Genomic DNA, 25,995 nt, shown 5'->3' with positions numbered 1-25,995 from the left:
GTGGTCTCCGACGGGTTGTGCTGCCAGTTGGTTCTAGCAGTCAGGGAGGATCAATCGAGGTAGGACGCGTTGTTGGCGCTCTCTACCGCGGCCTTGAAGCTTGCCAGAAGCTCGGCCGACTTTTCATCAAGGTTTTCCTGAACATGTGCTTCAAATGCAGGCTGCGTTGCAGCTGCCATGGAGCTTCTCTGTTCGTCAGTTAGAGCAGTGACCTCAATCTGATCCATCAAGCCCGCAAGGCCGCGATCTGACGCCTCAATGATACGCGACAAGCCACGGCTGGCCGTAACGCAGTTTTCAGCGGCTGTTCGGATCGTCGCTTGCTCTGCCTCTGACAGGCTTTCATAAAAGGCACGATTCATCATGAAGGTGTAGGGTGAGAACAGGTGATTGGTCAGCGTCATGTATTGCTGAACCTCTGCAAAATTAGCGAATGAGATGATCGGTACAGGATTCATCTGACCGTCAATCACTCCGGTTTGCAGCCCGGAATACACTTCACCCCAGGACAGTGGATAGGCTTCCGCACCCAACGCCTGAATAATCTTCTGATGTGACGGCAAGGTCATAGTGCGAATGCGAATGCCATCAAAATCCTTCAGGTCCGCGATGGGGCGTTGCGAGTTGGTTACCGCAAAGAAACCACCGGTGTCCGGGAAGCCCAGAACCACAACATCGCCCATCTCTGCCTCGATATCAGCGGCCAGCGCCTCACCGAATTCGCCATCAAAGACCTCGTAAGTTGATGCGTTGCCGTTAAAGGCAAAGGGCAGATTTAGCACGTCGATACGCGGGTAGTAGCTGGCCAACGCACCAGTTGAGGTCAAGGTTGCTTGAATGATCCCGTCCCGCATCTGTTGAACGTGTTCTGCTGCGGAGCCCAATTGGTTGGACCCGAAGACCTCAACCGAAACACTGCCATTGGTGCCTGAGTTTACAAGATTTGCAAAGACTGCCGTGCAGGCATGAGCTGGGTTTTCAAACGGGTCAGTTTTGTTGTCGTGGCCAAATTTTATCACCCCACCTTCGGCCAATGCGCTGCCAGCAAGCATGGTCGCGGTCAGCGCCGCACCTGTCAGAATTTTTTTCATAATACTTCTCCTGTTGGTTTGGTTTTTGTGGGGAAACTACTGGGCAAAGCCCAACATCCGGGGAAGCCAAAGCGCTGCGTTCTCCCAGAAAGCAAAGACGAAAAGGATCGCAATTTCTGCTATTAGAAACGGGAACAGTTTGATCGAAATCCGTTCCAGCTTTTCGCCGGTCACGGAGGACAGAACAAACAGGCAAGCACCCACAGGCGGCGTCATCAGTGAGATGTTCAGAGCCAGCACAAATATGATGCCGGCGTGGATCGGCTCCAGTCCGACTTGCTCTGTCAGCGGCACTAGGACAGGTGCAAGGATGATCAGAATGGCTGTGATGTCCATCACCATGCCGACAATCAGAAGCAAACCAATGATGATCGCGATCACGGCATACCGGTTTTCAGAAAGCCCCAGAACGGTTTCGGCAATCAGTTGCGGAATGCGTTCAAAGCTCATCCACCAACCAAGGATTCCGGCAAAGGCGATTATTACGAAGATTACTCCGGTGATACGCGCGGTACGCACCAGCATCGCGTAGAAACTTTTGAAGGTCAGGGAACGATAGACGAAAACCCCGATGAACATGGCATAGGCCACGGCAATCGATGCTGCCTCCGTCGGGGTGACGATACCGCCCAGGATGCCACCCAGAATGATCACAGGCATCGCCAGGGCGGTCAGAGAGGAAACGAACGTTTCCCAGATCTCGCGCGGGGTCGCTCCGCGCAACGCTTTGGGTAGATTTTCCCGTTTGCCGCCAATTGCGATCACCGCCATGCAGACCATGCAGATCACCAGGCCTGGCAGAACTCCGGCCGCGAAAAGGCCTGCAATGGAAACGCCCATTAGAGACCCGTAGACAACCATTAGCCCCGATGGCGGAATGGTCGGGCCGATGATGGACCCCGCGGCCGTGACCGCGCAGGCATAGTCGCGCTTGTAGCCCTCTTTCACCATTGCTGGCACAAGCGTCCGGCCAAAGGCCGCCGCGTCCGCTGTCGCCGAGCCTGTTAATCCGGCAAAGAACACTGACGCCAACATGTTAGTATGGGCCAGCCCACCCCGAAACCGTCCGACCAAAACCTGCGCAAGTTTCACCAAACGACTGGTGATCCCGATGTCATTCATGATCTCACCGGCCAGAATGAAGAACGGCATGGCGAGAAAGGGAAAGATGTTGAGGCCGTTGAATATCTTACTGGGACCAATCGTAAGAAACTGCGTTCCTCCCATATCGATCAACCCAACAACGCCAGCAAGGCCAATAGCAAAACCAATAGGCATTCCAAACAGGATGAGTGCAACAAATACGATTGCGACAATCACAGTGTTTCCTCCGCCTTTACAGCAAAGGGCGGTTCGTCAATGTGCGTACCCAAGTCACGAAACAGGACAAGCATCAGCTGCACAGATGACAAGGCCGCTGCGACGGGAATGGCTGCGTAGAACGGAGCAAGGCTTGCCCCAAATATCATTGCCTGCCTTGGCGCTCCGCTTTCCACGAAACTGATACCAAAGAACGCAACATATAAAAATAAAGCCAACGCCAATACATCCATCGCGATAAGAAGAGTTCGCCGCAAGCGAATTGGGAGCATCATGACGAATGCCGTGAGACCGATGTGATCTCTGCGCGCAATACCAGATGAGACCGCGAGCAACGCGGCCCAGATCATCAGATAGCGGGCCAACACTTCTGGCCACGGGAGTTGCCAGTGAAAATAATAACGGTCAATTACGCCAAGCCAGACATCCAGTACCAGAGACAGCATCAAAGCTGCGACAATGCCTTCAACGACTGAATTTATCCTTGAACTTGCGCTGGCGAACCAGTCCGACATTCGTATTCCTCCCCAGGATCCGAATCTGTAACTTGGTTACACAATGCGTGATGCTTGATGAGATATCAACGAAAAAATGTAACTTAGTTTCGTTAAGCGCCGCGAAGAGGGGATCTCACGACGAATTTCTTGCCCACATACATCAATGCATGTAACTAAGTTTCATGACCAGTCATAAGGAATCTACCGGCTTGCCGAACGAATCTCGCCCCATATCAGATGGTAGTGCCCCTCCACTTAAGGGCAGAATTGGAGCAGTCGATTTGATTCCGGCACTGCACAATTCAGAAACCAAACTGGCAGTTCAGGAGCAGAAGGTCGCCGATTATGTAAAGGACCACCTCAACGAAATCAGCGCCATGACCATCGGGGATCTCGCGCAACGCTGCTCGGTCAGCAAGCCAACCGTGGTTCGGTTCTGCCGCAGCCTCGGCTGCGAAGGATTTCGAGATTTCAAACTCCGCCTAGCCCAGAACGTCGCTGTCAGCGCACAATATCTGTATAGAAACGCCGATGACGAAAGCCCTAACGCAGATACCGCGATTGACCAAGTTCTTGGGGCTTTGTTTGCGACCCTAGATGTTATGCGCGGTCAAATCGATACGGCGAAACTCGAAGAAGCGAAGAACGCTTGCCTGGGTCGACGACAAATCCTGTTCTCAGGAATAGGCGGGGGCTCTTCGCTCGTCGCCCAGGAAGCTTCCAACCGGTTTTTTAGACTTGGGATTCCGTCATTCTTTGTAAATGACAGCTATGCTCTACAAATGCGTGCTGCCGCGCTCGGAACCGAAGACGTACTCTTCCTTGTTTCGGCGAGTGGTGAGGCCGACGCTATCGTAAGTGCGACCGAAGTCGCTAATGGTTATGGCGCGACCACAATCTGTATCACAAAGCCCAATACAAGACTGTCCGACATATCTAAAATTGCTCTTCTCACTGAGTTGCCTGAGGACAGCGACATCTACAAGCCTACAGCCTCGCGATATGCCCACCTCGCCATTGTTGACGCATTAGCCATGACCGTGGCGCAAGAGATGACCGACGAAACGAAAGAGAATCTCCGGCGAATTCGCGCATCATTGACGGCCTACCACGGCAGAACCGGCCCACAGCCATTGGGCGACTAATCTATGTACGAATAGACGAGTACCCGACATTGCACGATTGTTGAGAGCAAGAGCAGCGAACTGCCCCTGCTCGGTCGGCTGTTCAGAATGGCACCCGGTGGTGCGAAGGCGGTGGGCGTTCAATCTGTGGCGGGAGGCCGACGTCCTCCCTAAGGAAATCCGGCAGTTCAGCTAACTTGCGCAGAACCGGCCGTTCTCTGCTGGATTGCAAGGCAAATACAGCATCCAGCCGCAGCAAGAGGCCACGCGACCGTTTGAGGGGGATATATAGTGATAAGGTTGGCATTGTTCTCTCCATGAATGATGGAAAGCCGCCACGTGAAAAAACACAAAAAAGGCCGCTCACGAGGCGGCCTTCAGATCGGAAACCTGTCAGACCGCTTTAACGGGCTACTGCGCCTGCCGCGCGAAGCATTGAGGTCTGACGATTCAGCATATCTGATCTCTCCTTTGTCAGGGTTTCCAGTCCCGCAAGTTACCAGACGGGTAGCTTCGGTTCAACAACCTTTAAATGTTCTGGTCGAATTTCGCCGGATTTCGAACTAACGCTTATTTGCGTTGAAGAAGTGCTTTGTCCTGGTTGCCTCCATTTGCATTCCCTCAATGGGGCACGTCCGCCAGCTACGCTGTCGTTAGCCCGATTTGAGCCCTTACCTGCCGTTTCAGAGCTACGTGGTCGCTACGTCTGCATTCGTCAGGTTCGGGTCTCATTGCAGACATTTGACGCCCTTTTTGAGCTAGAACCACCGTTTGCGTCGGTTGAATTTGTAACAGGACGACCATCAGAAGTGAGTTTCACAAATGAGCCCTAGGCTTAATTGGAATTGGTGAACACATCCTTCAACCTAACAAAAACTCCCTGGCTATTTTCGAAAGGTTAGAGCTTCACCGGTAAAGATCGCCACATAGATGATGCCAAGTTTGTCCGGCAATGACCGTTACCGCTCAATGATATGGATGCCGGGTCCGAGACAAATATGGAATTGGTTTTTCGTCATTGGCTTCGAAGTCGCACAAGTCAAATAGCGAAAAAGGCTGCAAAATATTGTGGATCGGGTATCTATATGTTGTTCGACACACCAGTATTCCTTCAGTGCTCGCAATGCCGACATCTTAGTAGGGAGAGTTCAATGTCCATGACGGCCCGCCGTGCAAACACTGCTGCGCATTCCATCCAGAAAGTCGAAGCCTTCTTTACAACCTACAATGCTGCGGTGAAGGAAACGCCAGCTGTCGCAGATTTCACGTTTGGCAATCCCCACGAAATGCCTTTGCCCGGTGTAGTCGATGCGCTGAAGACCCACGCCGAACCTCAGAGTGTGGATTGGTTTGCGTATAAGACCAACGAAGCGGACCCCTGCGCGTTTCTGGCAGATGCCTTATCCAAAGAGTTGGGGCTTCCATTCGAGGCGGATGACATTGCGCTGACCAAAGGCGCTTTTGGGGCCATCAAGATGTGTTTCACCATGCTTCTTGAGCCCGGAGACGAATGCATCGTGCCGCTGCCGGGCTGGTTCTGCTATGGGCCAATGCTAGCCGCAGCCGATGCCAAAGAGGTTCAGGTGCCTCTGGATCCAGACAATTTTGACCTTGACCTGGAGGCTATTGCCAGCGCCATAACCCCTCGCACCAAAATCGTGGTTGTTAATACGCCGCACAACCCGACTGGTCGCATATACTCGCGTTCTGATCTGCAACAGCTTGCCGACCTGCTCGAGGCTAAGTCAGCTGAGATCGGCCATCGAATTTGGATATTGTCTGACGAACCCTACCGCCGCATTCGGTTCGACGGCATTGGCTTTACGACACCAGCAGCCGTCTATCCGCACACACTGATCGACTATTCTTACGGGAAAATTCTCCTCGCGCCCGGCCTGCGCCTTGGCTACCTTGCGATCTCACCAACCTTGCCTGCAGCGGAACGAAAAGAACTTCAGACTCTGCGGTTTGCCGTGCAGATGGCGGATGGTTGGAATGTCCCGGATGCTCCGTTGATCTATGCGCTGCCGGACCTTGAAAACGTCTCAATCGACATTGCCGCCCTGGCTCGCCGACGCGAACGAATGCTTGGTGCTTTGGGTCAGTGGGGATACAGGATGACAAGACCAGAAGGCACCTTTTATCTATGGGGGAGAGCCCCGGGCGGTGATAGCGATGCCTTTGCTGAATGTCTTCAAAAGCAAGGCGTTTATGTGATGCCAGGAACAGTTTTCGACCGCCCAACGGATTTTCGTATTTGCCTTACAGCTACTGACGAAATGATAGAAAACGCAATGCCTGCATTTCAGGCGGCCGCAAACCAAATGCTGAAATGAAGGCTGGCATCAGATCGAGTTAAAGGCATCTCGATTGTGTGACAGCTTTGTTGCGCATACCCGAAACCAAACGCTCCTTAGTGTTGACTTCGAATATACGCTACGAGTCCAGAGACGACTTAGGTGATGAGCGCAGCATTTGTCGTTCAGGGCGGCTTCCCGTATTGAGTGGGCGCACTCTAGCTTCCGGTAGACAGCGAGAGTGCAATTGGGTCGAGGAACCAGTGAATCGACCACACAGGGCACTTCAAACCCGCCCCGAGCAGCGTTAGTCTCCGATCCGAGCAACGCTGAAAGGAGCCGGTCCATGTCACTCTTCTCAAAACTCTTCGGCGGCGGAAAAAAGTCGGATCCTGAGCCGGTCGCATACAAAGGGTTCGACATCTTCCCCGACCTGATTGCCGAGGGTGGAAAGTACCGCCTTTCGGCACGTATCGAAAAGACAATCGATGGAGAGCGCAAAACTCATGCGATGGTCCGGGCGGATGTCTTTGACAGCCGGGATCAGGCCGAGAGCTTCAGCCTCACCAAGGCAAAACAGGTGATTGATGAGCAAGGCGAGTTCATTTTCGATTCAGGAAACCGGTAGCAGTTTAGACTACTACAAATTTAAGTTAGGTCAGGAAGTGAGTTTTAAAGTGCGCTTCAACCGAAAAGGTCCAGTTGCTGAAAACGAAAAAGACGACGTGACAAAGACCCACGATCCATTGTTTCTGCGCGTGAGTTCTTCTGAGCTCACGCACACTAGTTCTCAATAATTTCGTTATCAGCGTGCTTTCGAAATACCGGTTGCTGCGTCATGCCCCTATTCTTAAGAGGAGTTCTCTGACGAGGTATCACCTTGGAACAGTTTTTCTTGTGTATGAGCCATTCTAGCTATGGCGGGTAGCTGGCTGATACCGCCAATTTCTTCAATCAAATCAGAGTGTCCGGCAACACATAGTTTTGCCACTCACGCTCAACTAAGCTATTGGCTTCGTTTTATCTTCCATTTCAATAGTGCACACGTTTTTCCATTTGCGTCTCAAAGGTTTTCCGTCGTGTCGGCTGAACTCCACGAGAGTTTCCATTCGCCTCGAGTGCGGAATACATCGAGAGAAAACCCAATGCAAAAAACGCTTGCAGAAAGCGATGTCATTCCGTTTGAACTTTAAAAGTGTTCTTTTATCGACTGCCTCCGCCACTACTGCAGTTGTAAAATGTCCGGAACGCAAAGTTTTCTTTTTGCTGGCATTTTGTCCGCACCATCCGATCGTTTCAGTCGTTTCGGACCGTCTTTGACCTTGATCTTCGGCTTTGCTAGTGGGCCCTTCAAGGTCACGGGCCAAGGGCTCTTCGAAAGTGGTTCGCCAATCTTGCGGGGCTGTAGATTTAAATCCAAAACCTTGCCGGCCACATCGACGCCGCCAAAGACGACAACTTGGACATGGTCTGTCTCCAATGTGGTTTGTTTCGTCGAAATACTTCCATTGGAAATACTAATCGGAGCACGCAAACATACGATTGGAGCAACCTTTTGTTTTTCTTTGGTAAACACCCAAGGTAGCACCCCTAGTCCTGCCAGATCTAAGAGCTGTGTCTCGATCGAACCGTCACGCATTGAAACTGTGGCGTTGCCGTTCATGCTGTTTGCAAAATGCTTGGGTGAATCGGTTCCGCCGGTCACCGAAAAATCTGCATAGATCGTACCGCTTGCGCCTTTTTTGAAGTTCAGGCTGTGAAGAATTTCATCCAGCTGCCAGCCGCCTGCCTTGCCGGTCAGCGTGAGCAGATGCGCGTCGTTCGATAAATCCATTTGCCCGGTGACGTCGAAATGAGCGCCTCCGTATTCAAATTTCAAAGGCCCAGCCTTAAGCTCATTCTTGTTGAGCGTCAGTTCGCTTTGCAAACTGCTGATGCCTTTGGCACCCTCTATGTGCCGAAGGTCAATGTCGACATCCATATCCATACCGGACAAGAGAACTGAACGCCCAATAGGTTTAAGCGTCACATCAGTTAAAGGGCCAGTGTCACTTGCTTCTTGATTGACGTCTTCCTCGTTGGGCTCCGCACCGCCTAGCTTCCGCAACTGTGCAGCGGCCTGAATGATAGTTCGAATATGATCTATCTTTATTAGGTCACTCTCAATGGAACCCTTCAGCACAGGGTCACTTGTTGCATCATCAAGATCGGCGACAATTTCCAGGACAGATTCAGCAACTTCGACATTCGCATTCGCGTTCCAGTCGGTGCCTTCGCTAACGAGGTTGATTTCAAGGCGAGCCTGCCCGGTTTCCACACGTTCAAGCGATAGCGCCTCCAAAAGGTCCGCTCCGGATGGGACTGTGACATCAATTGCTAAATCCAGATCCTCGAATTTGAGTACATTCTTGACAGTGCCATGCACCTCAAGGTTCCAGACGTCCGTATCGCTTGTCTTTCCATCCAAGTTCGTCAGCGAAAGCTGATTGATGTCACCGTTCAAATGGAAGTCACCGGCAAACCTGCCAAGCTGGTCGTCTGGTCCCGCCAATTCTGGCGAGATCAAACTGCTTGCCGGTATATCCATTAGGCCTTCTGCTGATATGCCTTGCAACTGAAGCGCGTCATAGACCGAACCGTTCAAAATGACAAACGGATCGGCGGGGTTCCCAATTCTCAGGTTGATGCTTCCGACCCTTAAAGCGCCTTCTGGTGTCCTGGAAAGCTCGGAGAACTTAATCGGGGGCGGGCCTTCGCCGGACGTGTCCAACGTGAAACCGTTGGTCTTAATGACCATTTGTCGCTGCGGTACCTGCCCGGGCACGCTGTCGATAACCATGTCGACCGCGATAAGTTTAAGATCATACCGCGAGGCGGCTGGGGCTGGTTCAGCGTCTTCAGGGTACAACCGAATGCGGGTTGTCAATGATACGTCTTCCGGATTTCCCAATTCCCCGATCTGCCCCGTCAACGAAAGGCTTTGTCCGCCTTCCAATTCAGCCAATACAGATAGGTCGTCAATTCGTGCTACACCGTCGACTGATGTGAACGTTGCACCAATATTCCCTGTACCTTCCAAAACGCGATTGAGCTTCAAGATATCGAGAAGCTTGCCAAGTTCGGCAATCTCCACGGTCGTTGCCACTTGCAGACCGTTTTCTTGAGGGACTTCCTCGGCGACAATAGAAATCTGTTCAAAGTTTACCGCCACTTGAAACGGGTCTTCCGCGGGGAATGTCGCGTTCAGATCAAACCTCTCTCCGTTCAGCGAACCGGCCCCGACTGCCGTCGCGACGTCGGTTTCCGTATCGCGCTTTAAAAGCAGCTCAGGAAGCTGCAGATCCAACTCAAGTCCGTTTAACTCGTTCTGATAAAGAATGGCGATATCAGTCAGATCAATTTTGCGGTCCGTAAGAATTCCAGCTAACAGCGGCGTCGGGGAATTTTCAGGTTTCCCGGCTTCGGCTTCCGTTTGGGAAATGGACTGCCAGTTTCCGAAGCCGTCTTTGTCTGTGATTAGGTTCAGATGAACACCTGAGAGCGAAAGACCACTCAGTGACAGTTTACTGTTCCAAAGGTCGCGCGCGGAAACCTCAAACTCGATCTCATCGATTGCTGCAAGTTTCACATCAGCATTCGGAGAACCAGGTAGTTCCAGCCCTGCCGCTGACACCTGCAATTGCCGACCAAACCCCAGACGCACTTCATCTTCAATTCTAACCTCTTGGCCAAGTTTCTTAGAGATCAGGTTTTCGACGAAAGTAGTCCTGACCGAGGAAAACAACGCAGAAGACAGGAAAAGCCAAGCTGCTAACACAGCGACAAACGCGACAGCGCAACAAATCAATATACCTTTTGCAACGTATCGCACGTTCTTCTCCTAAAATTCCGATTCATCCAATGGGCAGCCTAGACCATTTAATCATCAAGTTAATGGAATATATGGTCGGTAAATGATCTGAAATCTGAATTACCTTGACCAAATTGCTGAATTTCTCGCCTATTTAGTCGAACCGCTAAGAAGCGGGTAAATGACAAACGTTCGGCTAGTGCTGCACGCCCGGTTACTAAACAGCTGGCTCGAAGAGAGTTTTACCAGCCAAAACGGATGCGCTGCATGAGCTTTGAACATGGCGGAACGACGTAAGCTTCAATCGACAGGCTGCCAAGTTCCTCCGATTTTCCATATTTATCTAATTACTGCTATGTGTGAATTCATCAAACGATGAGGACATGATGAATTCACTAACCAGAATAACACGTGGGATAGGCGTCGCTTTCAAAGACGGTAGAGTGAAAGGCATTCTTGCCTTCACAGTCGGAATGATTTTATGGGCCTCGGTCTTTTACCACTTTGTCGAAGGTTGGAGTTGGCTCGACTCAATCTACTTTTCTGTCGTGACGATTTCGACTGTGGGGTTTGGTGACTTCTCACCTGAAACCGCGGCAGGGAAGATCTTCACAATGATTTACATCGTCGTGGGCCTCGGTGTCTTCGTGACCGCGGCGACCACAGTGGCGGATACAATCTTGTCCCAGGACGACAAAAAAGCGGACAAGTAGATTATCCCAATTTGGCCAAATCGAGTTCATGCCCAGGCATTGGTTTGACTGGGCCCATCAAGCCGTGGCCCGGATTCATTTGTGTCTTCAAGCTGATAGATGATCACTAAAATTCAAAAAAATATACATATTATGTTTTTTGAGTGTAACATTCGAAAAACACATGGAGGGATGGAATGGAAAAGACTCAGGACGCGAAGATTGTCGATCTGGCAATACGATTGCTCTTTCTCGGACTATTCCTCTATAGCGCCCTTGTCATGGTGGCCCCGCTTGCAAGTGTGGTTATCTGGGCAACGATCCTCTGTGTGGCGCTTTACCCGGCATTTGATTGGCTTCAGTCCAAGCTGGGAGGGCGGAAAAAACTTGCCACGACGATCTTGGTTTTATTGGGTCTTGTTCTGACCCTCGGGCCAGTCGCTACCGCGGTGTCTGGTGCTGCAGAACTTGGGTCTGAATTCGCGGAACAAGCAGACAAAGGTGAGTTGAAAGTCCCACCTGCACCAGAGGGTCTCAAGGAGTTGCCCTTGGTGGGAGACAAAATAGCCGATGTCTGGGGAATGTTTGAGCGCAATCTTGACGGCGCGCTTGCAAAATACGGCACGCAAATCCTTGAGATCACCAAATCGCTCTTCGGAAAGGTGCTGGGCATCGGAATCGGGCTGCTTGGCTTAGCTCTGTCCGTACTGATTATGGGGGCTTTGTTCAGCCCCGGGCCAAGTTTGGTCCAGGGTCTTCAGCGCTTTGCCAACCGCGTCTTTGCACCACGCGGCGGTGAATTCGTAACACTGGCAGGCGCAACGATCCGGAACGTGACAAAAGGCGTAATTGGCGTGGCAGCCATTCAGGCAGTCTTCGTTTGGATACTGTTGGCTTTGTTCGGGATTTCTTCGGCCGCCACTCTGGCATTTATCTGCCTGATACTCTCGATTATCCAAATCGGGCCCGGATTGGTTCTAATACCGGTAATTATCTACGCTTGGAGTTCCATGTCCGGCGGAACTGCTTTGATCTTCACCATATTGGCCGTTCCCGTCATGATAATGGACAGTTTTCTAAGACCCGTGTTCATTTCAAAAGGCCTTGAGACTCCGATGTTGGTCATCCTCATCGGTGTTCTCGGAGGTATGATGGCGTACGGTCTGATCGGTGTCTTTATGGGGCCGGTTCTCTTCGCTGTCTTCTATGAGCTGTTCAAGGTTTGGATTGATACCTCGCCCGAAGCCGAGGGCGCTGCTGAAGGTGCGGCGAAATGAGGAAGACAATATGGACAACCCTGGCTGTCATTCTGATTTTTCTTGTATGGTACCTGGTCGCTGATCGGAAAACGCCATTTACTGGGAACGCCAGAGTAAAAGCCGTGGCGACCCAAATCGTCCCGCAGGTGACTGGCACCGTGACTGAAGTCTTGGTCGAAAATGGTCAAATTGTCTCGGCCGGAGATATCCTTGTCCGGATCGACCCGCGACCCTACGAGATTCAGCGCGACAAAGCGGAAGCTGACCTCGAAGCAGCCACTCAAGAAGTGGGCGCATCTTCGGCAGAGGTGAGAGCGGCACAGGCCAAACTAGCAAGGGCGCAAAGCGATCTGGATACGATGCGCATTCAAACGGAACGCGTATTTGCGCTCGAAAAGAAAGGGTTGATTGCCGTCACAAAGGCCGATGATGCACGAGGGCAATTGGCAGAGTCCGAGGCTAACTATGAGAACGCAAAAGCGGATCTGGAAAAAGCAAAACAGAGGCTTGGTGACGACGGGATTGAAAACCCGAAAATCCAGCGCGCGTTGGCCGCCTTGGCAGATGCAGAGCTTAACCTTGAATGGACTATACTACGTGCTCCGGCGACAGGTGTCATCTCTAACTTGCTGATAGCCCCCGGAACATATGCGCGATCAGGCCAGGATCTATTGACGTTTCTGGACGCGACTGACGTCTGGATCGAAGCCTATTTTTCCGAAAACAACCTAGGAAGAGCCTCGATAGGATCTCCGGTTGACGTAGTGTTGGACATGCATCCAGGTCAGATTATTCCGGGTGTCATTGAGAGCTTTAGTGCGGCTGTTTCCTTAAGTGGCGGTGATGTGCCCGGACAATTGGCGAGCCCGCCAAGCACCAAAGGTTTTTTGCGGGAGCCTGAGAGATTCCCAGTCAGGATCGTTTTGCCCGGCTATGAAGCAGGAAGCACCGAAGATGACCTTCGCTTTCAGCTGAACGGTCAGGCCGATGTGATCATGTATCTAAGTGACAACTCGTTGCTGAACCTAGTAGGCCGCACCTACATCCGCGTGGTTTCAATAATGTCCTATGCGTACTGAGGACCAACGCTCTGTCGCCCGGCTTGCGGTGGGTGTCACCGGCGTCTTTTCCATGGGCTTGTTTCTTGGCTGGCCACTCGCCGTCATTGGGGCGGTGTTCGCCGCCCTTTTTCTACAAGCACCTGCCGCATTGCCTTTGGCAGCATTTGCTAAGCTCTTTGTCTTCTCTATTGGGTTGATGTTCATTTCGTTCCTGTTGTCGTCAATCTTCTCACCATATCCGCTCGTGTTTCTCATTCTGGTGGCCATTGGAATAATCCTGTCCTTCATGTGGTCCGTATCAGGCGCCGGAGTTTTACCAGGTGTCATCGCTCTCATGGGGGCATTGATGATCCCAAACTTGGTTTTGCAATCCCAGGATCTGGCCTTGGTGCTTGTGTATTGGATACCTTTGAATCTGCTGTTTGCGGGCTTTGTTTCGACACTGATGTTCGCGTTGATACCCGCTGAACCTCAAACGGCGGCTCAAAAAAAAGCTGCAGCGCAGGCGAATTTCGATCCACATCGCCGAATAGTCAGGATGTCGCTTGTCACAGTGCCTTTTGCTATGGCGTTTTTTATTTCTGGCGCGTCTGCGTTGCTGGTTCTGTTCTTTGTCGCGCTACTAAGCCAGCAACTTGCGGCGATGCCTGCCGCGGGTAAAACTGTTGCAAAAGCTATGTTGACGGCCAACCTACTTGGGGCGGCAGTTTCCATCATATGCTATGAAGTAAACGTAATAGCTCCGGTTGTTTTGACGCCCATTCTGCTCTGTTTTTTCTTTTGCCTGACGCTCGGAGCACTTGGTAAATCTCAAGCCCCGCTCGCCGCCGCTGCGGGCTCAGCAATTACAACGGCTCTGATTGTATACGGTGGGTCGGTTGCACCGTTTTCAGACGAGGCTGACGTCAAAAGCATCACTCGAGTTTTGCAAGTTGCCAGCGCCGCTTTTTTTGTAATCATCGCATATGTCGTGGTGGATGAATTCTGGCCGGAAAAAGAGCGCCAGGCGGCTCAATGAAGGCAATTGCGATGTGGCATGGTTCTGAAAGAAGTAAAGTTTCCAGCGTGACCACATTTATTTGATTTATCCGGTCCGAAAGAAATCAGCTTTGTCCGCGTTGCGCTTGTCGCGGAAAGGCATCTCGAATGGCAGATTTCGGGACCGCCGCATGAATTGCAGCGTCATAACAAACCACGAACGTCGCTGAAGCGGTTTAATGTGAAGCGATCTCTGGTTGAGTGATGGCCGTTCAATGGTACGAGTACGAAAGGCTGCCTCGCGGACAAAGCCGACTTTCGCGGCAACCGCGCTAAGGGCTGCTAAGCATTCACTCGTTTCAATGTCGGACGGACACGAACGTTAACTGAGTTTCACCACTCTTCTCTTACGCCAGACTGTTGCGAAGTCTTTCTGCAAACAATTCCGCAAACTGTTTTGTCGCAGCTGATCGGAACTGCGTGGGGGGGTAGACGGCATAGATGCCTCCTGTTGGAAGCGCCCAGTCCGGTACAAGCCGGATCAGTCCACCGTTTTCGATTTCTCTCTTAGCAAAAAAATCCGGCAGAATAGAGATCCCGGCCCCTTCGACTGCCATTACCTTGATCGCTGGTGTTACGTCTGCTCGCAACGCGGGGTTCATTTTTACGTCACAGGTTTCACCGGTAGCTTTACTAAACTTCCAACTCAGTGGGTTTGGCAGGGCTCTGTGTTCGACGAACGGAAACGCTGCCAATCGTTCCGGATGGTTTGGCTGTCCAAGTTGCTCAACCAAATCAGGCGACGCCACTACGATTTGCTGAAAGTCGGCCAACTTGCGCGCAACGTTGGCGGAATCGGCAAGCCAGCCTACCCGATATGCAATGTCAAATCGTGCCTCGACCGGATCGAACCGCGTATCGCTTAGCGTCAAGTCAATCGTGACAGCCGGATAGGCGATGCGAAACTCGGCCACGACCGGTGAAACGTATGTTACGCCCATATCGAGAGGGGCGGTGATGCGCAGGTTTCCAGTCGGTTCTGCGCGCCCTTGCTTTGCCATTTCATAAGCTTCTTCGGCCTGCGCCACTGATGCACGTGCGGCCTCATAGAAGGATTGTCCGGTTTCCGTGAGGTTTAGATAGCGAGAGTTACGCACAACAAGAGTTGCACCAAGCTCTTCCTCCAAAAGCTGAAGCTGCTTGCTGACGACCGCCTTGCTAATACGCATGCGATCAGCGGCCGCAGTAATCGTTCCTTCTTCCGCGATGGCAACAAAATACTCCAGGCGATTTAAGTTCGATTTCTTCATCATTCGTCACTTTTTAACTGACATTGTGTCTACATATTTTATCTTTAGTCAACATTAGCGGCGCACTACTTGTGGTTTACCAATACGGAGACTGCAATGACGCGCTTCACCTATATCTACGATACCTATTGCGGCTGGTGCTATGCCGCGGCACCGGTGATCAACGCGCTGGTTGAGAGTGGTGCTGATGTCACCGCTATGCATCGTCATTTGTTCCAGGGCACAAACGCATACCGAATGGGCGATGGCTTCGGCCGAATGGCTCTGCAATACGACCGACGCATTGAACAGCTGACCGGGCAAGTGTTCAGTGACACTTATGTTCAAGACATTCTGGGAAACCCTGATGAAGTGCTGGATTCCAGCCTGACCGCATACGCCGCAGCTTTGGTTCATGATCAGGGCGCTAACGCTGAGATGAAGCTGGCAAATGTTTTGCAACGGGTGCGTTATGTCGACGGCATTTCCGCAGGTAACAGCGAAGCGGTTCGAAGTGCCCTGATTGAATTCAGCGTGAACCGTTCGTTGGACGAAGGCAGAAGCCTCGCCCGGCAGATCAGTACGGACGCTGCAAATTTGCAATCACGGTTCGGGTCGCAAGGTGTCCCGACTCTGGTGATGCAAATCGACGGCGGAACAACCCAAGTCGACGTCTCAACCTACTACCACTTTCCTGAAGAGATCGCGGCATTGGCCGCATAAATGCAAGGAGCATCCCTATGAAGACGATCCTCACTTCTGCAGCAGCCATGCTGCTGTCCACCGCAGCCTTTGCGGCTGATCTCACCATCACCGCCTTAAGCCCGAATGAAGGCAGTCTGTTCCCGGTCTCATCGAACCTGATCGAAGGTCCGAATGAGGTGATCCTGGTGGACGCCCAGTTCGAAAAGGACGATGCAGAGCAACTGGTTAATATGATCAAGGCGACAGGTAAATCCCTGACGACCGTCTTTATCAGCCACAAGGATCCTGACTTCTATTTCGGGTTGGATACGATCCGTGCAGCTTACCCGGATGTCAAAATCGTCGCGACACCTGAGACCGTCAAAGGCATCGAGAAAACCATCCAGCTCAAATACGATTTCTGGGGCCCGATCTTGGACGCGAACGCCCCATCCGAATTGATTGTACCTGAGGTTCTGGAAGGCGACAGCCTGACGGTCGATGGTGAAACCGTGCAGGTGATCGGCCTCGATGGGCACGATCCGGTTCATACATTCCTGTGGGTGCCTTCGGAAAAAACTGTGCTGGGCGGCGTTGTCCTTTATGAAAACGTGCATGTCTGGATGGCCGACAACCAAACCCCGGAAAGCCGCGACAGCTGGCGTGCAACGTTGGATCAGCTTCTTGCGCTGAACCCCGAACGGATCATCCCGGGTCATGTCATTGGGGACAGCGCAGAAAACGCAAGCATCGTTGACTTCACCAAAGAATATATTGCCGCGTTCGAGGCGGCCGCGGACAAGGCGGGAGATTCCGCAGAATTGATCGCCGCGATGCAGGCTGCCTATCCCGACTTTGAGAACGTGAGCGATCTGGAGCTAAGCGCCCAGGTTATCGAAGGCGAGCGTTCCTGGCCGTAAGTCTAAACCGGCATCAGAGGCCGTCCAATTCGGTCTCTGTATTACGAAAGGGGCGCTAGCCCACCAAATCCGGCGCCCAATCACCAACAGTTCAAAACTCAGTTTGCTGTGAACTACACCGCATTCGCCGCGACGAAGAGAAGAAATTTCATGTCTTGCAAGTTCACGAATACCAAGATTACGCAATACAGCATCATTGGTGCTGTCCTGTTTGCGTTCGTTTCGGCGACAACATTTGCCGTCAACGCTCAGGAGCAAAACAAGACTCCATTGGAATTTGTCAAAAGCACCTATGAGGGCGAAACCTCCGAAGAAAACGGTCGCAACCTTCAGGCGCATTTGGCTCCTGATGCCAAATGGACCGAGGCAGCGGGTTTTCCCTAGCCACCATTCATTCACGTTGCGGCTAAGGTCTGTTGTGAGCCCAAACTAACGGATGCTGCGACACGCACGACAGGCGGCTTACAAGCGCGGTATGCGATTCGATTAAGAACTCTGATCAATAAGTCAAAGAGACAACATGATCGATCAAGAGCAATGAAAAAGAGTTCTCGCCACTTATGATAAGCTGATTAACCAGCGAGGGTTGCCGGGTGTACTTGTTAAACCCATGCGCGCGGATTGGTGTGGACACAAAATGGCGGATCGTGACAAAAAAAATCGCCGAATTGATCATCAAGGAGCTTCAGAAGAGATTTGCAGTGTCACATCTGCACGAACCAAAGATTCTGATACAGGGTTCGGTGCAAAGATGTATCCCGGTGAAGCCAAAGAACGGACCTCTAGTCTGACTGATCAGTCATAGATTTCTACCGACAGCGCATCCATCGCATATGATGTTTCGATATTGGCCTGGCCGTCCACGTAATTGAGTGACTGGGACCTGCTCTGTGCCCGCATTTCCCCGCTTATCCAAACTGGCTTATATAACTCGTCAATTTCGAAGCCTTGTTCGTATCGCACATAGACCATCTGATTGGCGGGAGGTGGTGGTGTGTGGATGCAGGCTCCAACTGTCGGAACCAGAAGGAATTCGACCGCCTTCTGGTCGACAATATCCAGGGGAAGGAGATAGCCGGGAAGACGCACGTTCTCCCCCAAAAGGTCAAGGTTCGGTTCGCGCGCGGCAATCAACCGTTGGTTCATCACAATTTCGCGTTGTTCAAACAACCAATCTGGGTCAAGGCCTTGAGATACGAGGTCTTCGCGGATCTGAACCGCTTCGGCGCGCTTCTCGTCATCCGCGGTGTCCGCATGCAGAACCTCAATCCGATAAAGCATGGCCAACGCATTGATCTGAGAATATTCTAAGGTGGCAAATGGATCGTGGTAAGGCCGCTCTTCAGGAAGGAGATCCTGCCAACGTATGTTGCGCGGATCCGCTGCTAGAAGAGGCCCCGCAATCGCAAGGGCGAATAAGATATTCAGAAAATGCGTAGTGGTCTTCATTTCAGCGGGTCCTCTTATTCAAAGCCGCACCGACAATCCGTCTGATAGCGTCATACGGTACACCCTTAACGCAGGTATAATACTGGCAAGAAGACCAGAGCAGAAAACGATGGCTATGAGAAGAACCTCGCGAAAACTCGGCAGGCCAACACCGATGCGAAGCCCAAAATTTGCGGCAAGAACCGGATCTATCACGAGCGTGAGAGCGCTGAGTGCGATTACTCCAAGCACGATGCCGGCCGACAACAATAAAACGGCTTCAAGCAAGATCAGCGAAAAGACGCCGGCTGGAGTTGCGCCCACGGATCGAAGGATCGCAAATTCACGCCGCCGGTTGTCGAGCGAAGCAGACAACATGACCACCATGCCGATCATTCCAGCCACTGCCACAGCGACTGCCATCAGACGCAGCGCGGTCTCGGCCGTACTGGTAATCGACCAAAGCTGCAACAGCGCAACATTAGGAAGAACGGCAGTCAGTGCCTCGTCGCGATGGTCTGCCAGTTGCCGTTGAACTGAAAGCACCGCCGTCTTCTCCTCAAGCCCGGCAAAAATCGCGTTGATGGTCCCCGGTTCATGATCATGGCCACCGTGATCGTGCTCGCCAGAGGTCCTGACAGCTTCCGCCTCGTCTTCATGGTCGCTTTCGTGGGCATGACTGTCGTCATGTTCCTGATGCCCTTCTTCGTGCTCGTCAGGCTCGCCGTGATCCGCATAGTCATCGTTTTGTCCATGGCCGTCGCCGTGATCCACATGCCCGTCCGCAAATTCGCTGTCTGCGTGATCTTCGCTATGGGAATGCGCGGTGTGATGGTCTTCGTGTTCTTCGGCGACCTCAGGTGCATCGATCAAAACGAATGGGTCCGCAACCTCTGACGCAGGTTCTTCGTGCAAGGCGTCAAACCCCTCGAGCGAGACAAAAACCACTCTGTCGACGGCCGTCCCGGTATACCCCAGCACGCCGGTCACTGTGAAAGGCGCTTCGTCGTGAACATCAAAGGCGACTTCCCCTGAGCCATGGGCATTCACGATTTCAGTGCCTGACGTGTACCCGAAAGCCTGAGCAACTTTTGCTCCAATCACTGCGCCATCTGGAGACTTAAAGGGAACACCTTCAGCAAATATCAGTTGCTGGCCGCCACTATGACGAAAGTGGTCAAAATATTGCTCGGACGTACCAATCACTGGATATCCACGGTGGTTGTCACCCATCATAATCGGCACTGTCCAGCTTACTTGAGGCAAATCTTCGATCATCTCGTAGCTGTCCCAGCTGATACCAGCGCCAGTTGTGCCGACACCAAAAACCGTTGCCATCAGGATCTGCACATCGTTTCCGCGTGCCGCAATGATCAGGTCGATCCCTGATGCAGAATTGGCAAAACCCGCTCGTGCCTCTGTTCGCAGTCGTTCAACCCCAACAATCAAAGCCACGCTCAAGGCAATGCTAAGAACAGTTAACGCAGCGATAAAGCGGCGATTGAGAAGGCTTTTATAACAAAGATTGAACATCACGTTTTGCCCGCGTTCAGCATCGGCAAGTCAACGCTCCGATCGAAGTGTTTTTCTAGGCTGCGATCATGGCTGACAAATAACAAACTCGCCCCTGATGCTTTGCATTCCTTCAACAACAACTGGACAAACGTGTCTTTCGCTTCCTCATCCAAAGCCGAAGTGGGTTCATCCGCCAAAACTACTTCAGGCGCCCCTATCAGAGCACGCGCCGCCGCAACGCGTTGTTGCTGCCCAACACTCAGTGCGCTGGCAGGTCGATTGATCAGCTCAGCATCCTCGAGACCCAGCTCACTTAGCAACCGTGTTGCGGTAGCTTTGGGGTCTGGCCCCGACCGATTGCGCCGTTGCGCTGAAAACCGGCAGGGCAGCAACGTGTTTTCAAGCGCACTGAGCCAAGGCAAGAGATTAAAGACCTGGAAAACAATCCCCAAATGATCCACGCGAAAACAGTCACGATCACCTCCGGCCAAAGCCCCGACATCCGTGCCTGCAACGCGAACCGCGCTTTGCGGTACATCGATCACGCCAGCAATTGCCGAGAGCAACGTGGTCTTTCCGCTGCCACTGGGGCCTCTCATAAACACGCTTTCTCCGGCCTCAAGATCGAAGCTATCGACTGAGAGTACCGGGTCAGGTTGACCGGGCCACCGAAACACCAAGGATTTGAGTTCGACAGTTTTCATTGATGACACAGATGCTTTGGCTTGGTTTTTCAAAGATAATTGAGCTTTTTAGTGATCCAGAAAAGGATCTCTGCCAAAACACCAATGGCTCCGGCTTTGTCTGTCTTGACCAAAGCTGTTCCTGACGTTCCAAATTGCAAGGAATTACTGTCTGCATCTGCAGGTAGTTCAACCAATACGATGTAGCTGGATATCCCGGCTAGTTCGCGCAATGAGGGAAGACCTGATCTTAGATCAACAGTACCTTCGACAGTTCCGACCGGAAAATCGGAAATACGGCCGGTAATTTCTCCACCGGGTTCCGTTCTAAAAGCAAGCCGGATTTCATCACCGACCGAAACATTATCGCGACTAGATTGGGGCAGAGTAGCAATTACTGCATAGTCCTCAGGTTTGACAAAAGTTATTGCCCCTTGTAGCGGAGTGGCGCGGTTACCTGGTCGTAGTGATACAGCCGTGACAACGCCGTTTCCCGGCGCTTTTACAACTGTTTGCTCTAAATCCCAAAGAGCTTGCGCAAGTGTCTGTTCGGCCTCCACAACACCTGCGTCACGCCCGTCGATCTTCGCGGCGATACGCCGCTCAAGGCTTGTCTTCCGGGCTTCTGCTGCGCGGATATTCGCGGTCAACTGGTCGATGGTTGATACAGCTTCTTGCAGTTGGAACGTGGTTGATGCCCCGCGTTCTTCCAAACGGATGATGTCATCACGACGCTGAATTCCGAAAGTCAGCTGAGCAGTCAAGGATTCAATCTCGGCCTCGGCAGCTGATAAATCTGATACCAGTTGGTCGGCAGATGACTTTGCAGTTTCCAAAACAGCTTCGAGCCGGGAAACCTCGGCTTTGAAAACTTCATTATCTATCCGGAATAGGGTCTCGCCCTTTGCGACTTCCTGGTTTGGCTCCACAACGACTTCTGTAACCGTGCCCGCCACGTTCGGAGCAATATTCGTTGAAACACCCTGAATGGATACCGGGCCAGTCGGAGTTGTGTGGTTCAGCGCACCGATGACCACCAGAGCGATAACAGCAGCTACTCCGTAAACCAGAGTTTTCCAGAAACCATTCCAGGGGAGAAGGTGAAACTTGGAAAAGACCAGCCAGACTATTCCAAAGTAGAGGCCAAGTACGATTAACAAGACTTCATTCCTTCGTGATGTTTCCAGAAAGTTCGAACGACCACCCGAACTTACGGGTGATCGCCCTGTTTGTCATGATGGCTTAATTGTCACCTTGCTCTTCCAACACTTTGCGGTTGGCTTCACGATGGCGCCACGCCGCGCCCATACTCTCTTTCAGATTTTCGGGAAGCGCTTCCAAAGGAACAACAAGGTCGTCATCAACTGGCCACTCGGTCAGCAGCTCAGGATGATATCCCTCGGGATAGTACAGCTTAGGATCGATCTCCATATCGCGCACGTAGGGTTCTTGAATGTCTTCGCGCCGATGGGGTGGCTTCGGCACGATCAACTGACCATTGCTAAAGTCAAACTGCGGTGCTCGTGAGTTTGGGAACTCGGGCAATATGCCTTCGCGAACCCATATCTGATCTTTGGTGACGTTCACAACGATCCCGTCAGGCGCTCCAAAGTGATAGGGGCCTTTCCAGTGCTCTCGGATTTCCGCCACGGTTTCCTCGATCTGATAGGGGTCATAGCTCATGTGAGTGTTCATCAAAAGCCTGGGTTGCACCAGGTTGGCAATGTAGCCGGCCGCATAGCTGGGCGTGTGATGGGTATCGACGGTATAACGCCCGAGGAATGGCGGCACGCCTTGAACTCCGGATGAGATTTCGATGATTTCCTGCTGCTGTTCCGTGACGAAGACATCACAGCCTTTGGCAAAAGGAATATCGATCATGTTGGGTCGACCGTCACCTGTCCAGATGAAGCACATGCCATTCCAATCCATCCGGTATCCAGACGCACCGTCCTTGGCATGGCTTCTTTGCCAGTGTGTGACTTTGACCCCGTCTTCATCATAGATCACGCCGCCATTGTCACGGAAATCAAATTCGTTGACTTCGATGTCCCAACCTTTGCCAACTGGAAAGACGCTGAACGCATCCCGGTGCCAGCCGGTCATCATTTTCATGCCTTCTACCATAGTTGCGGTGCCGTACTCCTTGGTGCGGCCGGATGGGCCGTGGACCGTCAACTGCTCGTGCCATCCACCGGCCCAGGTTCCGAACATCCACAGGTACGGCAGCCCACCAAAGTGGTCTACGTGCAGGTGCGTGATGAATACATCGGTAATTTCATTCAGTGCATATCCACTGGCAATGATGTTCGCTGGTGAGCCCTCACCAATGTCAAACATGAAAATCTTACCGTTACCCAGCTCAACAAGAATCGCTGTGTTCATTTGCCCAGGGCGAATGAACGGAGCAGATCCCATGAAGATAATTCTCATCTCGTTGGGCTGTACATCCTCTGTGCGTGGGAACCAGTTTGCCGCGCTTTTCAACCACGGTTGCGGAGAGATGCCCTCAAAGGTCAGACCCTCTTTCCAACGTCCCATTGGGACGCCGCCAGTCAGTGCAGCCTCAATATCTTCTTGGGATGAGGGCTCCTGTACCGGAGGAGCCTGACCGAACGCATTTGTGGCGAACAATGTCGCTGCGACGGCGAGTGCGCTGAGTGACTTAATTGACTTCCTCTGTCTGTTTTGCAGCATATTTTCAGTCCTTTGTTCGAGCCTGGGTGAATATGGGAACCACTTCTGAAATGGCTTTCGGGACAATCTCTGAATTGGTAAATCGAGAGAGATGCTCGGCGATTTCCTCGGCTAGCCCGTCTAGGCTTTCGGTGACAGGATCGATCAGACATGGTGACGTCTGCTCATTGACCTTCCGGGCCCTCTCCAACTCGGCTGAGAGCAACTCGAAGTCACCGCAAAGTGCCTCGAATCCACGATGGTTCCTTCGCATGACGCGGATGCGGCTGATTTGGTCCGGAAAAGCGAGCTCTAGTAAGTTGATGTCCGTCATTGCCCTGGCGCCTAGTCCATCTCTAGTCACCAGGCTGAGGGCACATCGCGCAGCGCGGAAGGGTTACACCGTGAAATTAGGGTGACATTCAAATATTCATTTGACAGTATGGAGTTGAAAATACAGAGAAACTTGAAGTTTCAGATGCCCGACAGAGAATTGACCCTTGATCCGGAACGTCACGCGACCCGTGTGAAGTACGCGCTGGACCAGGTATTGGCGAGTGACATGTTTGGCAAGGCGGAACGCCTTCGGAATTTTCTGAGCTACGTTGTCGAAGAGGCCATTGCGGGTAGATCCGAGGCTATTCTTGGCAAAACAATCGCTCAGGATGTTTACTTCAAGAGTTTTGCCAGTGATGACGGCCACATTAACGTTGTTCGTGTGGATGCGGGGCGGTTACGGCGGAAACTTCAGCAGTACTATGAAACGGCAGGTGCTGAAGACGATCTGCGCATTCACATTGATAGCGGCGGCTACGCGCCTTGGTTCGAGGACCGCTCTGGTACAATTCAGAGCAATGTCGATCACACGCCATTCAGGCCAGGATTACCCTGGCTGATTGGCATCCCTGCTGTCACCATAGCGATCATTGCTCTTGCTTACATCTTGGGCGGGCGCATGGAACAGATTGTTGATCTAAACCCAAAGACATCCGCGCGCTCACTTGAGCGACAGGCTCTATCCGCTAAATCACCCGCTGCAGTACAGGCGTCAAACTACTGCGATCAAGCTCGGGGCCTGCTCTTTCCAATCGCAACTATCGATAACCAGATCCTGGCCAGCGACATATTTAGAATGGCAATAAATGAGGCTCCCGATTTTTACTGTGGATATGCCGGATTGGCCCATAGTCTGGGAACCCAGGCTCTACTAACGCGAAGCGAGGAAGAGCGTGACGCGCTGATACTGAATTCAGGACAAATGGCACAGAAAGCTGTGGACATTGCGCCCTCAAACGGCTGGAGCCAATCGGCAATGGCATGGGTATCTTATGTTTCTCGCGACTATGACAGAGCTTTGGAGTATTCAGCACTCGCCCAGTCGCTTCGACCCAATGACGGAAACGTTCTGGACTTTCGCGGCGTGATACTACTGGTTATGGGTCGCTTTGAAGAAGCGTATGACGTCAGCGACCCAAGCCACCCCAGAGAGATAGGAAGTCATCGGTTTGCCCACAGGAACATTCACGCGGTTGCAAGTTTTCACATCGGTGAGTTTAGGGAAGCAATCGCATCTTTGAAATTTGCGAGTGACAATGGTGACCCCGTCAGTGCACTGTCTTTGGTATTTTTGGCGGCTTCCTATCAAAGGTTGGGCGCGTCCAAAGAGGCACATGCAACCTTGAATAAACTGAAACAGTCGTGGCCAGAGTTCAGGCCAGATCTTGTTCTAGCAGCATTTTATTCCAGTCCAAATCTATCGGACGAAGTGATTTCAGCCTTAACAGATGCGGGATGGCGGTTTTAAGATATTCCTTTTCGAGCCATGGTTGGAGACAGGCCCACGTACGTAAAGTGTGTTTTACCGCCAACACAAGCGAACATACCTTGGTAGTGTTATTGAACGCTGAAAGCGGTCATTGGAATTTGTTGTAGCTAACGGCGGAATTGTCCGCATTGCGGTCTTCGTCGATCCGGATTTCGACTGACGGGTTTCGCGAGCGCTGCATGAATTGCAGCGTCATAACAAACCGCGTACGTCGCAGTATGGGTGTTATGTGAAGCGATCTCTGGTTGAATCTTTACCCACCCTGGCTCTCATCACTCCAACGACCCAAATCATAGATTCCGTGTTTCTTCATACGACGTATGAAAACAAGGTAGTTTCTGCGTTCGCCACGTGGCAGATTAGCGGCAACAGGCAGCTTCGCTGTCTGACTTGCAAATCAGCTCTGATTTTCCGAAAGGGAAGTCAGATCAAACCAAACTGTCTGCGGGAGTATGAAATGGTGCGGCGTGTTAGTTGATGACGCAAAGATCAAATTCAACTGATGTCCAACTTTGGGGGCGCCATCCGATGTCGAAAGTTCACTGCTTTTCTGGTCCAACTGTGGCGGTTGGGTCTGGTTCGTGCGACGTTCAACAGATATGTGGAACATCACTGATCTTTGACTCAATCGGCCGCCAAAACCTCAAGAAACGAACAAATCGCGTCATTCAATTCTAACCCAAACGTCAAGCATTTCTGACCCAGCACGAAGAGCGGCCACTCATCAACGCTGCGGCTTAGGCCTCAATTGAGCCCAAAGTGCAACTTGCTGCACTGTGCATCAATCTCGGCAGTGCACAGAAAGC

At 52.0% G+C, this 25,995-nt stretch carries 22 protein-coding genes; 11 read left to right on the top strand and 11 right to left on the bottom strand.

Annotation, left to right across the window (positions count from 1 at the left end):
* Nucleotides 1–50: 50 nt before the first annotated feature.
* From AC2FIO_RS13905 to AC2FIO_RS13895, 3 genes are read right to left on the bottom strand one after another with little or no spacing between them, the layout of a single operon-like run.
* Nucleotides 51–1,091 carry a TRAP transporter substrate-binding protein gene (locus AC2FIO_RS13905; protein ID WP_496698350.1) on the bottom strand — a complete coding sequence of 347 codons (1,041 nt, stop codon included), beginning with the start codon at nucleotides 1,089–1,091 and terminating at the stop codon, nucleotides 51–53.
* A gap of 36 nt (nucleotides 1,092–1,127) precedes the next feature.
* Nucleotides 1,128–2,411 carry a TRAP transporter large permease gene (locus AC2FIO_RS13900; protein WP_496698348.1) on the bottom strand — a complete coding sequence of 428 codons (1,284 nt, stop codon included), beginning with the start codon at nucleotides 2,409–2,411 and terminating at the stop codon, nucleotides 1,128–1,130.
* Nucleotides 2,408–2,926, bottom strand: a complete 519-nt coding sequence (locus AC2FIO_RS13895) for a TRAP transporter small permease (protein ID WP_496698346.1) — start codon at nucleotides 2,924–2,926, stop codon at nucleotides 2,408–2,410. The genes AC2FIO_RS13900 and AC2FIO_RS13895 overlap by 4 nt, the downstream gene beginning before the upstream one ends.
* A 164-nt stretch (nucleotides 2,927–3,090) precedes the next feature.
* Between AC2FIO_RS13895 and AC2FIO_RS13890 the strand changes: the two genes are divergently transcribed.
* The 3 genes from AC2FIO_RS13890 (at nucleotide 3,091) to AC2FIO_RS13880 (ending at nucleotide 6,957) form a co-directional block, all read left to right on the top strand.
* On the top strand, nucleotides 3,091–4,053 hold the full coding sequence (locus AC2FIO_RS13890) for a MurR/RpiR family transcriptional regulator (protein WP_496698344.1): 963 nt from the start codon (nucleotides 3,091–3,093) through the stop codon (nucleotides 4,051–4,053).
* A 1,130-nt stretch (nucleotides 4,054–5,183) separates the two neighbouring features.
* Entirely contained in the window at nucleotides 5,184–6,368 is a 1,185-nt protein-coding gene (locus AC2FIO_RS13885; RefSeq protein ID WP_496698342.1) for an aminotransferase class I/II-fold pyridoxal phosphate-dependent enzyme, read from the top strand.
* Between the two features lie 307 nt (nucleotides 6,369–6,675).
* Nucleotides 6,676–6,957 carry an HlyU family transcriptional regulator gene (locus tag AC2FIO_RS13880; protein WP_282170040.1) on the top strand — a complete coding sequence of 94 codons (282 nt, stop codon included), beginning with the start codon at nucleotides 6,676–6,678 and terminating at the stop codon, nucleotides 6,955–6,957.
* 594 nt (nucleotides 6,958–7,551) lie between these two features.
* On the opposite strand, the gene AC2FIO_RS13875 is transcribed toward AC2FIO_RS13880, so the two are convergent.
* Entirely contained in the window at nucleotides 7,552–10,200 is a 2,649-nt protein-coding gene (locus AC2FIO_RS13875) for an AsmA family protein (protein ID WP_496698340.1), read from the bottom strand.
* A gap of 452 nt (nucleotides 10,201–10,652) precedes the next feature.
* Here AC2FIO_RS13875 and AC2FIO_RS13870 point away from each other — a divergent pair, with 452 nt between their 5' ends.
* From AC2FIO_RS13870 to AC2FIO_RS13855, 4 genes are all read left to right on the top strand, one after another.
* A complete protein-coding gene (locus AC2FIO_RS13870) occupies nucleotides 10,653–10,892 on the top strand; it encodes a potassium channel family protein (protein ID WP_162896884.1) in 240 nt (79 codons plus the stop codon).
* A gap of 176 nt (nucleotides 10,893–11,068) precedes the next feature.
* Entirely contained in the window at nucleotides 11,069–12,148 is a 1,080-nt protein-coding gene (locus AC2FIO_RS13865; protein WP_472724435.1) for an AI-2E family transporter, read from the top strand.
* Entirely contained in the window at nucleotides 12,145–13,209 is a 1,065-nt protein-coding gene (locus AC2FIO_RS13860) for an HlyD family secretion protein (protein ID WP_496698337.1), read from the top strand. Before AC2FIO_RS13865 ends, AC2FIO_RS13860 begins: the two co-directional genes overlap by 4 nt.
* On the top strand, nucleotides 13,199–14,209 hold the full coding sequence (locus tag AC2FIO_RS13855; protein ID WP_496698336.1) for a DUF2955 domain-containing protein: 1,011 nt from the start codon (nucleotides 13,199–13,201) through the stop codon (nucleotides 14,207–14,209). Before AC2FIO_RS13860 ends, AC2FIO_RS13855 begins: the two co-directional genes overlap by 11 nt.
* A gap of 367 nt (nucleotides 14,210–14,576) precedes the next feature.
* On the opposite strand, the gene AC2FIO_RS13850 is transcribed toward AC2FIO_RS13855, so the two are convergent.
* On the bottom strand, nucleotides 14,577–15,479 hold the full coding sequence (locus AC2FIO_RS13850) for a LysR family transcriptional regulator (RefSeq protein ID WP_496698334.1): 903 nt from the start codon (nucleotides 15,477–15,479) through the stop codon (nucleotides 14,577–14,579).
* Between the two features lie 96 nt (nucleotides 15,480–15,575).
* On the opposite strand from AC2FIO_RS13850, the gene AC2FIO_RS13845 reads away from it, so the two are divergent.
* The 3 genes from AC2FIO_RS13845 (at nucleotide 15,576) to AC2FIO_RS13835 (ending at nucleotide 17,446) form a co-directional block, all read left to right on the top strand.
* Nucleotides 15,576–16,181, top strand: a complete 606-nt coding sequence (locus tag AC2FIO_RS13845) for a DsbA family protein (protein WP_282170046.1) — start codon at nucleotides 15,576–15,578, stop codon at nucleotides 16,179–16,181.
* Nucleotides 16,182–16,198: 17 nt separating this feature from the next.
* A complete protein-coding gene (locus AC2FIO_RS13840; RefSeq protein WP_496698332.1) occupies nucleotides 16,199–17,062 on the top strand; it encodes an MBL fold metallo-hydrolase in 864 nt (287 codons plus the stop codon).
* Nucleotides 17,063–17,170: 108 nt separating this feature from the next.
* A complete protein-coding gene (locus tag AC2FIO_RS13835; protein WP_496698330.1) occupies nucleotides 17,171–17,446 on the top strand; it encodes a hypothetical protein in 276 nt (91 codons plus the stop codon).
* Between the two features lie 411 nt (nucleotides 17,447–17,857).
* Here AC2FIO_RS13835 and AC2FIO_RS13830 read toward each other — a convergent pair whose 3' ends face one another.
* From AC2FIO_RS13830 to AC2FIO_RS13805, 6 genes are all read right to left on the bottom strand, one after another.
* On the bottom strand, nucleotides 17,858–18,511 hold the full coding sequence (locus AC2FIO_RS13830; protein WP_496698328.1) for a DUF3299 domain-containing protein: 654 nt from the start codon (nucleotides 18,509–18,511) through the stop codon (nucleotides 17,858–17,860).
* Between the two features lie 18 nt (nucleotides 18,512–18,529).
* Complete coding sequence (locus AC2FIO_RS13825; RefSeq protein ID WP_496698326.1) at nucleotides 18,530–20,023, bottom strand: ABC transporter permease; 1,494 nt, start codon at nucleotides 20,021–20,023, stop codon at nucleotides 18,530–18,532.
* On the bottom strand, nucleotides 20,023–20,709 hold the full coding sequence (locus tag AC2FIO_RS13820; RefSeq protein WP_496698324.1) for an ABC transporter ATP-binding protein: 687 nt from the start codon (nucleotides 20,707–20,709) through the stop codon (nucleotides 20,023–20,025). Before AC2FIO_RS13820 ends, AC2FIO_RS13825 begins: the two co-directional genes overlap by 1 nt.
* Nucleotides 20,710–20,738: 29 nt before the next feature.
* A complete protein-coding gene (locus AC2FIO_RS13815; RefSeq protein ID WP_496698323.1) occupies nucleotides 20,739–21,848 on the bottom strand; it encodes an HlyD family secretion protein in 1,110 nt (369 codons plus the stop codon).
* Between the two features lie 82 nt (nucleotides 21,849–21,930).
* Nucleotides 21,931–23,385, bottom strand: coding sequence for a guanitoxin biosynthesis MBL fold metallo-hydrolase GntH (gntH, locus tag AC2FIO_RS13810; RefSeq protein WP_282170052.1), 1,455 nt, complete (start codon nucleotides 23,383–23,385; stop codon nucleotides 21,931–21,933).
* Between the two features lie 4 nt (nucleotides 23,386–23,389).
* Nucleotides 23,390–23,698 (bottom strand): hypothetical protein, encoded by a 309-nt coding sequence (locus AC2FIO_RS13805; protein ID WP_496698320.1) that lies wholly within the window; start codon nucleotides 23,696–23,698, stop codon nucleotides 23,390–23,392.
* Nucleotides 23,699–23,830: 132 nt separating this feature from the next.
* Between AC2FIO_RS13805 and AC2FIO_RS13800 the strand changes: the two genes are divergently transcribed.
* Complete coding sequence (locus AC2FIO_RS13800) at nucleotides 23,831–25,168, top strand: tetratricopeptide repeat protein (protein ID WP_496698319.1); 1,338 nt, start codon at nucleotides 23,831–23,833, stop codon at nucleotides 25,166–25,168.
* The last annotated feature ends 827 nt before the right edge of the window (nucleotides 25,169–25,995 follow it).

The organism is Ruegeria sp. CDSB086 (assembly GCF_059611065.1).
The sequence above is the reverse complement of the archived record's forward strand: the minus strand, read 5'-3'. Positions and strand labels throughout refer to the sequence as shown.